Annotated in this window: 9 protein-coding genes; 1 reads left to right on the forward strand and 8 read right to left on the reverse strand. The window is 58.3% G+C overall.

Going from position 1 to position 15,007, the window contains the following annotated elements; all coding sequences use genetic code 11:
* The first annotated feature begins 36 nt into the window (after positions 1–36).
* On the forward strand, positions 37–1,089 hold the full coding sequence (gene fbaB, locus OGY07_RS09445) for a class I fructose-bisphosphate aldolase (protein WP_042284383.1): 1,053 nt from the start codon (positions 37–39) through the stop codon (positions 1,087–1,089).
* A gap of 55 nt (positions 1,090–1,144) precedes the next feature.
* Here the strand turns inward: fbaB and yegS are convergent, their stop codons facing one another.
* The 8 genes from yegS to OGY07_RS09485 all read right to left on the reverse strand — a co-directional run bounded on the left by yegS (position 1,145) and on the right by OGY07_RS09485 (position 14,866).
* Complete coding sequence (yegS, locus tag OGY07_RS09450; RefSeq protein WP_060569289.1) at positions 1,145–2,044, reverse strand: lipid kinase YegS; 900 nt, start codon at positions 2,042–2,044, stop codon at positions 1,145–1,147.
* Between the two features lie 306 nt (positions 2,045–2,350).
* Positions 2,351–3,712: a prephenate-dependent tRNA uridine(34) hydroxylase TrhP gene (gene trhP / locus OGY07_RS09455; protein ID WP_286600157.1), complete on the reverse strand. Its 1,362-nt coding sequence runs from the start codon at positions 3,710–3,712 to the stop codon at positions 2,351–2,353.
* A 172-nt stretch (positions 3,713–3,884) separates the two neighbouring features.
* Positions 3,885–4,607, reverse strand: a complete 723-nt coding sequence (gene baeR / locus OGY07_RS09460; protein WP_042284377.1) for an envelope stress response regulator BaeR — start codon at positions 4,605–4,607, stop codon at positions 3,885–3,887.
* Entirely contained in the window at positions 4,604–6,007 is a 1,404-nt protein-coding gene (baeS, locus tag OGY07_RS09465) for an envelope stress sensor histidine kinase BaeS (protein ID WP_042284375.1), read from the reverse strand. The genes baeR and baeS overlap by 4 nt, the downstream gene beginning before the upstream one ends.
* On the reverse strand, positions 6,004–7,419 hold the full coding sequence (locus OGY07_RS09470) for an MFS transporter (protein ID WP_286600161.1): 1,416 nt from the start codon (positions 7,417–7,419) through the stop codon (positions 6,004–6,006). Before OGY07_RS09470 ends, baeS begins: the two co-directional genes overlap by 4 nt.
* Positions 7,416–10,496, reverse strand: a complete 3,081-nt coding sequence (gene mdtC, locus OGY07_RS09475; protein WP_211935554.1) for a multidrug efflux RND transporter permease subunit MdtC — start codon at positions 10,494–10,496, stop codon at positions 7,416–7,418. Before mdtC ends, OGY07_RS09470 begins: the two co-directional genes overlap by 4 nt.
* Positions 10,497–13,619, reverse strand: coding sequence for an MdtB/MuxB family multidrug efflux RND transporter permease subunit (locus OGY07_RS09480; protein WP_286600164.1), 3,123 nt, complete (start codon positions 13,617–13,619; stop codon positions 10,497–10,499).
* Positions 13,619–14,866 (reverse strand): MdtA/MuxA family multidrug efflux RND transporter periplasmic adaptor subunit, encoded by a 1,248-nt coding sequence (locus OGY07_RS09485; protein ID WP_286600166.1) that lies wholly within the window; start codon positions 14,864–14,866, stop codon positions 13,619–13,621. Before OGY07_RS09485 ends, OGY07_RS09480 begins: the two co-directional genes overlap by 1 nt.
* Positions 14,867–15,007: the final 141 nt, after the last annotated feature.

A 15,007-nucleotide genomic window follows, 5' to 3' on the forward strand; every position in this document is an offset into this window, starting at 1 on the left:
CATTCCGAATCCCTCGGAACTTACGGGAGCATAGCTATGACTGATATTGCGCAGTTGCTTGGCAAAGACGCCGACAGCCTGTTACAGCATCGTTGTATGACCATACCTTCTGACCAACTTTATCTGCCAGGACATGACTACGTTGACCGCGTGATGGTGGACAATAACCGTCCGCCTGCGGTGCTGCGTAACATGCAGACGCTGTATAATACCGGACGTCTGGCGGGAACCGGTTATCTGTCTATTTTACCGGTTGACCAGGGCGTGGAACACTCGGCAGGCGCGTCGTTTGCCGCCAACCCGCTCTATTTTGATCCAAAGAATATTGTTGAGCTGGCGATTGAAGCCGGCTGTAACTGTGTGGCATCCACATACGGCGTGTTGGCTTCCGTCTCGCGCCGCTACGCCCACCGTATTCCGTTCCTGGTGAAGCTGAACCACAACGAAACGTTAAGCTACCCAACGGAATACGATCAGACCCTGTATGCCAGCGTCGAGCAGGCGTTCAATATGGGGGCGGTCGCCGTCGGCGCGACGATCTACTTCGGTTCCGAGCAGTCCCGTCGGCAAATTGAAGAGATTTCCGCGGCCTTTGAACGGGCGCATGAGCTGGGGATGGTCACCGTGCTGTGGGCGTATTTGCGTAATTCGGCGTTTAAGAAAGAGGGGACCGATTACCACGTTTCTGCGGATCTCACCGGGCAGGCTAACCATCTGGCGGCGACCATCGGCGCGGATATCGTGAAGCAGAAAATGGCGGAAAATAATGGCGGTTATAAAGCGGTTAATTTCGGCTACACCGACGATCGCGTCTACAGCAAACTGACCAGCGACAACCCGATCGATCTGGTGCGTTACCAGTTGGCGAACTGCTATATGGGACGTGCGGGTCTGATTAACTCCGGCGGCGCGGCGGGCGGCGAGACCGATCTGACCGACGCGGTACGTACGGCGGTCATCAACAAACGTGCTGGCGGTATGGGGCTGATCCTCGGCCGCAAAGCCTTCAAAAAGTCGATGGCGGACGGCGTGAAGCTGATCAACGCTGTACAGGATGTCTACCTCGACAATAAGGTCACTATCGCCTGACCAGCAGGGCTGCGGCGCGTGGTCGCAGCCTTTTCATCACGACCAGAAGTAAGCATTAACGCAACAACGGACAGTCCGGTGGTAAACGGCAGCGTAGCGCGGCGGGGAGGGTTTTAATATGAAAAGACTGACCGCTCAGCGGTTCGCCGTCCAGGTTAAAGGTAATGTCGTGCGGCGCGCGTATCTCGAACCACGAGGAGGCGCCGTCGACGATATTGGGATTTTCTTCCGGCGGCTTGAGGGTGGAAAACAGCGCGGGCAGGATCTCCTCGCCGGTAAAGATTCGCAGTTGCAGTAAACCGTCGTTAATCAGCGCGTCCGGGCAGAGCTGCTGTCCGCCACCCGCCTGGCGACCGTTGCCAATGCCGATCACCAGCGCGTCACCCTGCCACTGAAAGTTCTCGCCGCGAATTTCGCAGCGGTCAGGTTTCAGCGTATCCATGCGCATCAGCCCGTGGATGATATACGACACGCCCCCCAGCGCGGCCTTCAGCTTTTCCGGCGTTTCGGTGGTAATGCGGGTACCGAATCCACCGGTCGCCATATTGATAAAGCAGGTTTTGTCGTTCACTTTTGCGATATCAATCGCGACGGCGTTCCCGGCGATGGCCAGCTTCAGCGCTTTATCCAGCGCGTCTGGTATGCCGACACTGGTAGCGAAATCGTTGGCTGTGCCGAGCGGCAGAATACCCAGCGCCGGAACGGCCTGGCCTTCGCACTGAATTAACGCGGTCGCCACTTCATTAATTGTTCCGTCGCCGCCGCCGGCAATCACCGTTTCCACGCCGAGACGGCGGGCTTCTTCAACATAGCGCTGCGCGTCGCCTTTTTCCCACGTAACGCGAACATGAATTTCTACGCCTTCGTCACGAAGCAGCCCAATCGCTTCACGAAGCGTGGGGTTATCGGCCCCCTTGCCGTTCAGAATCAGTAAACTGGCGGGAAAATTAGCCATTCTCGTTTTTGCCTTATTGTTTTATCAGAACACAAGAAGTGTATAGCAGAATGAAAAACCGCGCGGACAGAACTGACTGAAAAAGGGTTCCGCTTTTTGCAGAAGGGCGTCTGGAAATAAAAAAAACAGCCGCCCAAAAAATAAGCCTGCGTAAGGGAGATTACGCAGGCTAAGGAGGTGGTTCCTGGTACAGCTAGCATTTATGGGTTATGTTTTTCAGCACGGCGGATAATACCCTTAAAGAACGAAGCGGTATGTGATCGGTTTCTAAGAATCATCCTGGCATGAAAAAATAACCCTGATTAACTATTTACCGTGCGGATTACGCGTTGATTCACCGGAAAAATTGCGCATCAGCAGAGCATAATCCAGCGTAAGATCCTGCGGTACAGGGATCCATACGGTATAGCCGTCGCCCGGTGCGACCGACATCGCTTCGCCTTTGCCGTTTTCCATTTGTTCCAGAGTAAAGTTGACGTTGCCCTGCGGCGTCATCAGCTCAAGGCTGTCGCCGACAGAAAACTTGTTCTTCACCGCAACGGCGGCTAACTCACCTTTACGCTCGCCGGTGAATTCCCCCACGAACTGCTGGCGCTCAGACACCGAATAACCATAGTCATAGTTCTGGTAGTCGTCGTGGGTATGACGACGCAGGAAGCCTTCGGTGTAGCCACGGTGCGCCAGACCTTCCAGGGTTTCCAGCAGCTGCGGATCGAACGGTTTACCGGCGGCGGCGTCGTCAATGGCTTTCCGGTACACCTGCGCGGTGCGGGCGCAATAGTAGAAAGATTTGGTGCGGCCTTCAATTTTCAGCGAGTGCACGCCCATGTGGGTCAGGCGCTCAACGTGAGCGATGGCGCGCAGATCTTTTGAGTTCATGATATAGGTGCCGTGCTCATCCTCGAACGCGGTCATGTACTCGCCGGGCCGCTGGGCTTCTTCTATCATGAACACTTTATCGGTAGGCGCGCCAATACCCAGCGTCGGCTCGACGTTTTGCACCGGAATCGGTTCGTATTTGTGAACAATATTGCCGACCACATCCTCTTTGCCTTCCTGGACGTTGTACTCCCAGCGGCAGGCGTTAGTGCAGGTGCCCTGATTCGGGTCACGTTTATTGATGTAGCCAGAGAGCAGGCAACGGCCGGAGTAGGCCATGCACAGCGCGCCGTGCACGAAAATTTCGATCTCCATGTCCGGCACCTGATTGCGGATCTCTTCTATTTCTTCCAACGACAGTTCGCGGGAAAGGATCACGCGCGTTAACCCCATCTGATGCCAGAATTTTACCGTTGCCCAGTTGACGGCGTTGGCCTGTACGGAGAGATGGATCGGCATATCGGGGAAGTTTTCCCGCACCAGCATGATAAGCCCGGGGTCAGACATGATCAGGGCATCCGGACCCATTTCCACCACCGGTTTGAGGTCGCGGATAAAGGTTTTCAGCTTTGCGTTGTGCGGCGCGATGTTCACCACCACGTAGAATTTTTTCCCCAGCGCATGGGCTTCATTGATGCCAAGCTGAAGGTTTTCGTGGTTGAATTCGTTATTGCGCACGCGCAGGGAGTAGCGCGGCTGGCCCGCATACACGGCGTCAGCGCCATAGGCGAAAGCGTAACGCATGTTTTTCAGCGTTCCCGCCGGGGAAAGGAGTTCCGGTTTAAACATAGTGTTCTCGTTCTGATGACAGGTCAGATCCGCTTCACCTGATGAAGCGGCAGGAGGAGAGTCCTCACGTTAAGGGCGGGCATTGTAGCGCCGCAGAGAAGGCAGGTAAAGTAAAGGGAAACGCCTTATCCGACCTGACGGAGGATAAACAGGCCGGATAAGCGTGGCGTCATCAGGCCATCCTGCAGGCGTCCGCTTCCCAGCGGTAGCCTACGCCGTACACCGCGCGGATAAACGACTGCTCTTCGTCCAGCGCTTCCAGCTTACGGCGCAGGTTTTTGATATGGCTGTCAATGGTGCGGTCGGTGACGACGCGATAATCATCATACAAACGGTTGAGCAACTGTTCGCGGGAAAACACTTTTCCCGGTTCGTGCGAAAGGGTTTTAAGCAGACGAAATTCCGCCGGGGTCAGGTCGAGCATCTTCCCGCGCCAGGAGGCCTGGAAACGGCCTTCGTCGACAATCAGCGGGCTTTCGGCGTCCATCTGTTGTAGCTCGCGCTGCGGCTTACAACGGCGCAGGATGGTCTTCACGCGGGCGACCACTTCTCGCGGGCTGTACGGTTTGCAGATGTAATCATCCGCGCCAATCTCCAGCCCCAGCAGACGGTCGATCTCTTCAATCTTGGCCGTGACCATCACAATCGGCACGTCAGAGAAGCGGCGTATTTCACGGCACAGGGTCAGGCCGTCAGTCCCCGGCAGCATCAGATCCAGCAGGATCAGGTCGGGCGGCGTCTGGCGCACATAGGGCAGCACCTTGTCGCCATGGCTAATCAGCGTCGGGGCATAGCTCGCGGCGCGCAGATAGTCGATCAGTAACTGCCCCAGCTTGGGTTCATCTTCCACGATTAGAATACGCGGTGTGTTTTCATCAATGGGTAACTCAGTCATACGTCTCTCTGTATATCGCGTTCCAGCGGAAATTCTACTGTAATGCTAACCCCGCCAAAAGGCGAATGGGCAGCGTGGATGCGGCCATTGTGCGCTTCAACAATGTTGACGCAAATCGCCAGCCCCAGTCCGGAGCCGCCGCTGGCGCGGTTGCGGGAGCCTTCGGCGCGGTAAAAGCGCTCAAACAGTTTATGTAACTGCTCATCGCTGACGCCCGGCGCAGAATCGGCAAAAACGAGAAGCACCCGTTTGTCGCGCTGTTCGGCGCTGATGTGCAATTTTCCGCCGCTGTCGGTGTAGCGCAGGCTGTTTTCCAGCAGATTGTTAAAAAGCTGCATCAGACGATCCCGATCGCCAAACATCTGGATGCTGTCCGGCAGGGAAAGCTGTAACGTCAGGTCACGGCTGGCAAAGCGTTCCCGGAACGCGCCTCCCGCCACTTCCAGCAGCGGGATTAAATCCACGGACGTTTTTTGATAGGCCAGCGCGCCTTCGTCGGACATGGAAAGCTGGTGCAGATCGTCCACCAGCTTGGTCAGCGTCGCCACTTCAGCCTGTAATGATGCCACCGACTCCGGCGTGAACTGGCGAACGCCGTCCTGAATCGCCTCCAGTTCTCCGCGCAGTACCGCCAGCGGCGTGCGCAGTTCATGAGAGATATCGGCCATGAAATCGCGGCGCATCTGCTGGTTCTTTTCCAGCGTACTGGCCAGCTGGTTAAAGTCCTGCGCCAGTTTGCCCAGCTCGTCAGCGCTGGTGGCGGTCACCCGGGTAGTAAAATCGCCCGCCGCCAGCTTGTGAGTCCCGTCAACCAGGCGTTTGACCGGGGCCAGCAGCCCACGCGCCAGCAGGAAGGTCGCCAGGGCCGCGAGCAGCGTGGCGAGCGCGACGATAAGCCAACTGGTACGCCGCTGCTGCTTGTCGAAATTAATGTCGGTATTGCGGGTCAGGCGCTCTACAGGAGAGGCGATCACTGCGCCAACCTCCACACCGTTGACGATAATCGGCCGCCGTGAGCCGTCGTGCGGCACCGGACCGCGTGGGCCGACCAGGACTCTGGCGTTTTGATCGACCACCCAGAACTGAGTGCGCCAGCCATGCGGCGGCATGCCGGGCCCGGGCTTGTCGTCATCTCTCTCATGCTCGAACGAGCGCAGGATCTGGAACACAAAGCGGTCGTTATTTCGCAAAAAGCGCCAGTTGCCGTGCAGCGCATACTGTTCGCCCAGCGCGTCGCCCAGCAGGGTTAAGCGCTGCTCGTTGCCGTGCTTAATGTAGTCGATAAATCCGCGCTCAAAGCTGACGCGAACCGCCCAATGCATACTGATAAGCAGTACGATGCAGGTGGCGAAAATCGCCAGAAACAGTTTGCCGGTAATGCCGGGCCGCCAGAGCTTCATCTGGTTCTCCTTTTGCGCCGCGCAATGACGTCATTTTTATGCGTGTCATTGGGGACACGGGCAAAGACAATGGCGGGCAGAGCGATGATCACCGCCATGCAAAGCCAGGTGTATAGAAAAACGGTGTGGGTTGCGCCGCTGTCGGCGGTGATGTGCTGCTGTCCGAACATACCCAACAGCAGGCCAGCCACGGTCACGCCGATACTCATCGACAGTTGCATAATCATCGACAATAAACTGTTGCCGCTGCTGGCCAACTCATCCGGCAGATCTTTCAGCGTCAGGGTGTTCATGGATGAGAAACGCGTCGAGTTAATCATCCCCTGCAACAGCAGGACAAACGGCAGCACGTAGTACCAGCCCAGCAGGGCGGCGGACATAAACAGTAGCGTTACGCCTGCGAGCCCCAGCGTGGTGCATACCAGTACCCGACGATAGCCAAAGCGGTTAACCACCTGCACCACAATGCGCTTCATGCCCATGCTGCCAAGGACCATCGGGATCATCATCAGCCCGGCGTGAAACGGCGAGAAGCCAAGACCAATCTGCAAAAAGACCGGGGTCATAAAGGGCAGCATACCGCTGCCGATGCGTCCGGCAAAGCTGCCCAGCAAACCGAGCGAAAAGGTCGGCGTGTGAAACAGGGTCAGGCTGAACAGGGCGCGTGGATTGTTTCTGGCATGGTTGAGGTACAGCAAAATCGCCGCGATGCCGCATACCACCAGCGCGCCGAGGGCGAAGTGAGTCATTCCCGTCTCTTTGCTGCCGTCCAGCGCAATGGTCAGCAGCGCCATGCCTGCGGCCAGCAGCAGAAAACCCGACAGGTCGAAACGCCGGGTTTGCAGGGTGTAGTTGGGCATCAGCATCAGCGTGGCAATGGCGCCGACGATGCCCACCGGCAGATTAATCAGAAAGATCCAATGCCAGGAGGCGTATTCCACGAGGATCCCGCCCAGCGCGGGTCCCAGCAGCGGGCCGACCTGACCCGGCAGCGTGACGAAAGTCATCGCCGCCATGTACTGCGCGCGCGGAACGATCTTCATCACCGTCAGCCTGCCAACCGGCACCATCATTGCGCCGCCCACGCCCTGTAATACGCGCGCCATCACCAGTTCATTTAGCGTGCTGGACCACGCGCAGAACAGCGATCCCAGCGTAAACAGCGTAATCGCCGTAAAAAAGATATTCCGCACGCCCACCCGATCCGCCAGCCAGCCGCTGGCGGGGAGCATCACCGCCACGGTCAGTACATATGACACAATCACCCTATGCATGTGAAGCGGGCTTTCCCCGAGGCTTGTCGCCATCGAGGGAAGCGCGGTATTAACGATGGTGGTATCCAGCGACTGCATAAAAAAGCCGAAGGCCACAATCCATAGTTGCCAGCGGGTGCTGTTAGGAAGTTCAGTCATAGGTCAGTTATCGGGTCACCTTTATTCCGGGAAAAACGCAGCCGCAGGCGGTCGAAAAAAAGATACACCACCGGTGTGGTATAGAGCGTTAACAACTGGCTCATCACCAGACCGCCGACAATGGTGATCCCCAGCGGCTGGCGCAGTTCGGAGCCGTCGCCGCCGGAAAGCACCAGCGGCAGCGCGCCAAATAACGCGGCCAGCGTGGTCATCATTATCGGGCGAAAACGCAGCAGACAGGCCTGGAAAATCGCTTCCTGCGGGCTGAGGTTACCCTGTCTTTGCGCTTCCAGCGCAAAGTCGACCATCATAATGGCATTTTTCTTTACAATACCAATTAACAGCATGATGCCAATCAGCGCAATCAGGCTGAACGGGGCGTTGAAAATTTCCAGCGCCAGCAATGCCCCAACGCCCGCTGAAGGCAGGGTGGAGAGAATCGTGAGCGGGTGAACATAGCTTTCATACAGTATTCCGAGCACGATATAAACCGTGGCAATGGCGGCGATAATCAGGATCACCTGTGAATTCATGGTTTCCTGGAACACCTGCGCGGTGCCGGCGAAACTGCCGCGTACGGTCGACGGCACGCCAAGCTGGGTCATCGCGCGGGTGATAGCCTCGCTGGCCTCAGACAGCGACGAACCGGTCGGCAGGTTGAAGGAAACGGTCGAGGCCGCAGACAGCCCCTGATGATTCACCGACAGCGGCGCGTTAGCCGGTCGCCATTTAGCGAAATAGGAGAGCGGAATTGCCTTGCCATCGCTGTTTATCACGAACATTTTCTCCAGCGCGCTGATGTCCTGGGTATAGCGCGGATCGACTTCCATCACCACTTTGTACTGGTTCATCGGCTGGTAAATGGTGGAGATTTGCCGCTGGCCAAAGGCGTTGTTCAACAGGCTGTTCGCCGCCTGCACGTCGATACCGAGGCGCGACATGGTTTCGCGATCGTAAACCAGATTCATCTCGGCGCCGTTATCCTGTTGATCCGAATTGACATCCGCCAGTTGGGGCAGGGCTGCCAGCGCTTTACGGATCTTCGGCTCCCATTCCCGCAGGGCGGCCAGATCGTCCGACAGCAGCGTGTACTGATAGCTGGCGTTCGACTGGCGTCCGCCGACACGAATATCCTGCACCGCCATCAGGAACAGGTTTGCTCCCGGCTCTTTTGCCAGCTTCACGCGCAGGCGGTCAATCACCTGCTGCGCCGTTTCATTACGCTCGCCGCGAGGTTTTAGGGTAATGAACATCATCCCGCTGTTAACGCGCGAACCGCCAGTGAAACCCGTAACATTATCCACGGCCGGGTCGTCACGAATGATTTTCATGAAGTCCTGGAGTTTCCCGCGCATTGCCTGGAAGGAGATACTCTGGTCGGCCTGGATCCCGCCCATCAGCACGCCGGTATCCTGTTCCGGAAAAAAGGTTTTCGGAATCGAAATATACAGCCAGACGTTAAGGGCAATGGTGCCGAGCAGCACCACGCCCACCAGGCGGGTATGATTCAATACCCATTTTAGCGATTTGCCGTATCCCTGCTGCAGGGCAACCAGCATCCGGCCAAAGCCGCGCAGCCGTTTTTGTTCGCGCGGTTTGCTGGATTTCAGCATCCAGCCGCACATCATCGGCGTCAGCGTCAGGGACACCAGCAGCGAAATGCCAATGGCGACCGACAGCGTGACGGCAAATTCGCGCAGCAGGCGTCCCGGTAAGCCGCCCATCAGCAGCAGCGGTAAAAACACCGCCACCAGCGACAGGCTCATCGAGAGGACGGTAAAGCCCACCTCGCGCGTTCCCTGCAGCGCCGCCTGCAACGGTTTCATCCCTGCTTCCAGATGACGCGAGATATTTTCCAGCACGACGATGGCGTCATCGACGACAAAGCCGGTAGCAATCGTCAGGGCCATCAGAGACAGGTTGTTCAGGCTAAAGCCGCAGAGATACATCGCGGCGAAGGTGCCTATCAGCGAAACGGGTACCGCCACGGCGGGGATCAGCGTTGCCCGCCCGGAGCGCAGGAATAAAAAGACCACCAGAATCACCAGCGCGACGGAAATCACCAGCGTCTGCTCGACTTCTTCCAGTGAGGCGCGGATGGTGGGAGAGCGGTCCTGGGCGATTTGCAGATCGATTGCCGCCGGAATGGTGGACTGTAGCTCCGGCAGCTTTGCCCGAATGCTGTCGACCGTCTGGATAATATTGGCTTCCGGCAGCTTGCGGATCATCAGCAAAATAGCCGGTTTAGCGTTGGTCATCCCGGCGTTGCGCACGTCCTGCACAGCGTCGGTCACCGTTGCGACGTCCCCCAGGCGTACCGCGCCACCGTTGTTATAGTGGATCACCAGCGGCTGATAGTCTGTTGCGGTTTTCAGTTCGTCGTTGGTCTGGATCTGCCAGCGATGGCTGGCGTCCTCCAGCGCGCCCTGCGGTTTTCGCACGTTGGCATTGCTGATGGCGGTGCGCACGTCGTCAAGCGACACGCCCTGATTAAACAGCGCCTGCGGATTTAATCCCACGCGCACGGCGGGCAGCGAACTGCCGCCCACGTCAACATCCCCGACGCCGTCTATCTGCGCGATAGTCTGCGCCAGCTGCGTGGAGGCGAAGTCATACAGCTCGCCCTGCGAATACGTGTCCGAGGTGAGCGTCAGGATCATGATCGGCGCATCGGATGGGTTGGCTTTACGGTAGGTGGGGCGGCTCGGCATCCCGCTGGGCAGCAGGCTTTGCGCGGCATTGATCGCCGCCTGTACGTCGCGCGCCGCACCGTTAATGTCGCGATCAAAATTAAACTGCAGAATGATCCGCGTGCTGCCAAGCGAACTGCTTGAGGTCATTTCGCTGACGCCGGCGATGCGACCCAGCGATCGCTCCAGCGGCGTCGCCACCGACGACGCCATGGTTTCCGGCGACGCGCCCGGTAGCGAGGCGCTGACCATAATCACGGGAAAATCCACCTGCGGCAGCGGGGCGACGGGCAGCAGACGAAACCCCAACACGCCGCACAAGGTAATGGCGACGGAAATCAAAATCGTCGCCACCGGGCGATAGATGAACAGGGCGAAAAATTTCATTTACGCTTCCTCATCCTGACGCGGGAAGCGGCTTTTTACGTACAGCGACAGCCGATCAAACAGCAGATAAATAACCGGCGTGGTAAACAACGTCAGCACCTGGCTCACCAGCAGACCGCCGACCATGCCAATCCCCAGCGGACGGCGCAGCTCTGCGCCAACGCCGGTGCTGAGCATCAGCGGCAGAGCGCCCAGCAGCGCGGCAAGGGTGGTCATCAGGATCGGGCGAAAACGCAGCAGGCAGGCCTGATAAATCGCGTCGCGCGGCGCCATGCCCTGTTCGCGTTCGGCGGCAAGGGCAAAGTCGATCATCATGATGGCGTTTTTCTTGACGATGCCGATCAGCAAAATGATGCCGATGATCGCTATCACATCCAGTTCGCTTCCGGCGATCATCAGCGCCAGCAGCGCGCCGACGCCAGCGGTTGGCAGGGTGGACAGGATGGTGATCGGATGAATAAAGCTCTCGTACAGCACGCCGAGCACGATGTACATCGCCACCACCGCCGCGACAATCAGCCACACCGTACTACCCAGCGCAGCCTGGAAGGCGAGGGTGCTTCCCTGGAACTGGGTGGTGATGTCCACAGGCAGATTAAGCGTTTTTTCCGCGTCGAGAATCGCCTGCACCGCATCGCCCAGCGAATAGCCGTCCGGCACGTTAAACGACAGGGTGGCGACCGGAAACTGATCCAGATGGTTAATGGAGAGCGGCGCAAAGCGCTGTTCAACGCTGGCGATAGCGCTCAGCGGCACGATGCCGCCGTCGCTGCTGGTCAGGCGAATGGTGTCTAGCGCCGCCAGTCCTGGCGTGCTTTCGGTATTATGCTCCAGGACCACGCGGTACTGATTAGCTTGGGTATAAATCGTGGAAATCAGCCGCTGGCCAAAAGCGTTATACAGGGCGTTATCGACATCCGCCATGCTGATGCCTAACCGGCTGGCGCTGTCGCGATCGACCTTCACATACGCCACCAGGCCCTTGTCCTGCCAGTCGCTGCTGACATCGGAAAGCTGCGGCAACTGCTGCAGTTTGTCCATCAACTGAGGCACCCAGGTGCTGAGGGCGTCCAGTGACGTGGCCTGAAGCGTAAACTGATACTGGGTGCGGCTCACCTGGGTGTCGATGGTCAGATCCTGCGTCGGCTGAAGATAGAGGTTAACGCCGGGAACACGCGCCACCGCCTCCTGCAGACGGGCGATCACTTTCTGCACCCGATCGTCACGATCGTCGAGCGGCTTCAGGTTGATTTGCAGCCGCGCGCTGTTCAGCGACGGGTTAGTGCCATCGACGCCAACGAACGCCGTTAAGCTCTCCACCGCCGGGTCTTTGAGGATCACGTCGGACACCTGCCGCTGACGCTGCGCCATGCTGACAAACGAGCTGGACTGCGGCGCCTGCAGGGTGCCCTGAATAATGCCGTTATCCTGCACAGGGAAGAAGCCTTTCGGGATGACCACCCACAGCATCACGCTTAACAGCAGCGTGCCCAACGCCACGCTGAGCGTCAACCACGGGTGGTTAAGCACTTTCGCCAGCCAGCGGCCATACCCGGCGATCACCCGCTCAAACAGACGTTCCGAGGCCCGGGAAAAACGATTTTGCTTGCGCAAGGATGCCTGGCTCAGCATTCGGGCGCACATCATCGGCGTCAGGGTAAGCGACACCACGGCAGAAATAAGTATTGCCACCGCCAGCGTGACGGCAAACTCGCGAAACAGGCGTCCAACGATATCGCCCATAAACAGCAGCGGAATCAGTACCGCAATCAGCGAGAGGGTGAGGGAGATAATGGTAAAACCAATTTCGCCCGCCCCTTTCAGTGCGGCGGCCAGCGGTTTTTCGCCCTTTTCGATATACCGCGAAATATTCTCAATCACCACGATGGCGTCGTCGACCACAAAACCGGTCGCGATGGTCAGCGCCATCAGCGTCAGGTTATTGATCGAGAAATCCAGAAACACCATCACCGCGAAGGTGCCCACCAGCGACAGCGGAACGGCGACGCCGGGAATAATGGTGGCGGGAACGTTACGCAGGAAAAGATAAATAATCATCACGACCAGCGCGATCGCCAGCATCAGTTCAAACTGGGTGTCGCTGACCGAAGCGCGAATGTTCGTGGTGCGGTCGGACAGCACCGTCACGTTTACCGACTTCGGCAGGCTTTCTTTCAGTTGCGGCAGCATCTGTTGAATGCTGTCGGCGGTAGCGATGATATTGGCGCCGGGCTGGCGCTGAACGTTCATCACAATCGCCTGTTCTTTATTGGCCCAGGCGCCGAGCCAGCTATTCTCCGCCCCTTGTTCGACGGTAGCGACATCGCCCAGCCGCACCGGCGCGCCGTTTTGATAGGCGATGATCAGTTGACGGTATTCCTCGGCGGACTGCATCTGGTCGTTGGCAGAGAGCGTCACCGCACGAGTCGGGCCGTCAAGGCTCCCCTTTGCCGAGTTAACGTTGGCGCCGGTGATGGCGTTGCGTACCGTTTCGCTGGTCAGTCCCAACGCGGCGATCGCCTGGGCGTTGAGCTTCACCCGCACCGCCGGACGCTGCCCGCCGGAGAGGGTCACCAGACCGACGCCGGATACCTGGGAAATTTTCTGCGCGACGCGCGTTTCCACCATATCTTCAACCTGCGTCATCGGCATGGCGCTGGAGGTGACGGCAAGCGTCATGATGGGCGGATCCGCCGGGTTGACTTTGCTGTACACCGGTGGGTTCGGCAGATCGTTTGGCAGCAAGTTGGTCGCCGCGTTAATCGCCGCCTGCACCTCCTGTTCGGCCACGTCCAGCGGCAGGGTGAGCTGGAACTGAAGCGTGACCACCGAAGCGCCGCCGGAACTTTGCGACGACATTTGCTTGAGGCCGGACATCTGGCCGAACTGGCGTTCCAACGGGGCGGTGACGGCGGAGGTCATCACATCCGGACTGGCGCCGGGATAGAGCGTGACCACCTGAATGGTTGGATAGTCCACCTCCGGCAGTGCGGAGATGGGCAGAAAACGATAGCCGATGATCCCGGCCAGCAGTATCGCCACCATCAGCAGGGTGGTGGCGACAGGACGCATAATAAACAGACGCGACGGGCCGCCGGTGCTGCCTGGAGGTAATACCTGCATCAGGAGCGCGCTCCTTTCTTGGCGTATTCGCGCGCGGTGGCTTTTGCGTCAGGCGCGGTGGCGCTTTGCGCTTCCACCACCTCCACTTTCGCCCCTTCGGTAAGACGGTCAATACCGTCGGTAACCACGCGGTCGCCAGCGGAAATCCCGGCGCTGATCACCACCTTCTGGCTGTCCTGAATACCGGTTTGTACCCGATGCTTACTGACTTTGTTTTCGTCATTTAACACCCAGACAAAGTGACCTTCGTTGCCCATCTGCAGGGCGGCGGTGGGTATAACCACCGCGTTCTGTTCGGTATCCACCAGCATTCTCGCGTTAACAAACTGATTGGGGAACAGCGTGTCATCTTGGTTCGTGAAGCGGGCTTTCACTTTGATGGTGCCGGTGGTGGGGTCAATCTGATTGTCGAGGCTCAGCAGCACGCCTTCGCTCAGCTTCTGCGCGTTGGTGCGATCCCAGGCTTCCACCACCAGCGGCTTACCGGTTTTTTTCGCCTGCATCACCGTGGCGATATCGCTTTCCGGCAGGGTAAAAATGAGATCGATCGGATGCGTCTGGGTGATCACCACAATACCTGTGGTGTCGCCGCTGGAAATCTGGTTCCCCACATCCACCTGTTTCAGCCCCACGCGACCGTCCACTGGCGCGGTGATGCGGCTCCAGTCAAGCTGCAATTGCGCGCTGGCAACGCTGGCTTCATCGGCTTTAATCGTGCCTTCGGTTTCACTGACCAGCGCCTGTTGGGCGTCCAGCTCCTGGCGAGAAACTAAGTTGCTTTTGACCAGTTGCTGGTAACGGGCCAGATCGCGGCGGGCGTTCGCCAGCGTCGCTTTATCTTTCGCCAGTTGGCCCTGCGCCTGTGCCAGCGCGACTTTAAACTGGCTGGGGTCGATTTCAGCGAGCAGGTCGCCCGCTTTGACCTGTTGGCCTTCTTCGAAGTGCAGCGCCAGTAGCTGCCCGTCGACGCGACTGCGCACCGTCACGGTATTGGCGGCGGTAATCGTTCCTAATCCGCTGAGATAACGCGGCACCGCCTGTTCTACTGCGGTCGCCGCCTGTACGGGCGCCAGCGGACCGGCGCGCATCCCGCGACGACCCGCGCCCGCAGGCGCTTTCGCCTGCCCGGTCGCACCCGGGGCCGCGCTCTGCGGCTCGCTATGGTTTTGCCAGAACCAGACTGCGGCGATGGCCGCCACGACCACCGCGAGAGCTATCACCCAGCGGGATTTGTTACTGCCTTTCATCGTTATGAGTTTCTCATCCTGAAACGTTTCACGGAATGATACTAGTTTAGACAGCCATCAAGGGAGAAAAATGGAGGAATTATGAAACCCGGTACGGATTCATCCTAATGGTGGCGCGCGTTGCGAGACGTTACGCAACAA

The sequence above is a fragment of the Citrobacter sp. Cs237 genome, from assembly GCF_030332325.1.
In the GTDB taxonomy this organism is placed as follows: Bacteria; Pseudomonadota; Gammaproteobacteria; order Enterobacterales; family Enterobacteriaceae; genus Citrobacter_A; species Citrobacter_A sedlakii.

Coding starts and splice junctions, on each gene's coding strand:
- mdtC (WP_211935554.1), bottom strand. CDS start 10,496: ATGAAATTTTTCGCCCTGTTCATCTATCGCCCGGTGGCGACGATTTTG.
- baeS (WP_042284375.1), bottom strand. CDS start 6,007: ATGAAGCTCTGGCGGCCCGGCATTACCGGCAAACTGTTTCTGGCGATT.
- baeR (WP_042284377.1), bottom strand. CDS start 4,607: ATGACTGAGTTACCCATTGATGAAAACACACCGCGTATTCTAATCGTG.
- trhP (WP_286600157.1), bottom strand. CDS start 3,712: ATGTTTAAACCGGAACTCCTTTCCCCGGCGGGAACGCTGAAAAACATG.
- yegS (WP_060569289.1), bottom strand. CDS start 2,044: ATGGCTAATTTTCCCGCCAGTTTACTGATTCTGAACGGCAAGGGGGCC.
- OGY07_RS09485 (WP_286600166.1), bottom strand. CDS start 14,866: ATGAAAGGCAGTAACAAATCCCGCTGGGTGATAGCTCTCGCGGTGGTC.
- fbaB (WP_042284383.1), top strand. CDS start 37: ATGACTGATATTGCGCAGTTGCTTGGCAAAGACGCCGACAGCCTGTTA.
- OGY07_RS09470 (WP_286600161.1), bottom strand. CDS start 7,419: ATGACTGAACTTCCTAACAGCACCCGCTGGCAACTATGGATTGTGGCC.
- OGY07_RS09480 (WP_286600164.1), bottom strand. CDS start 13,619: ATGCAGGTATTACCTCCAGGCAGCACCGGCGGCCCGTCGCGTCTGTTT.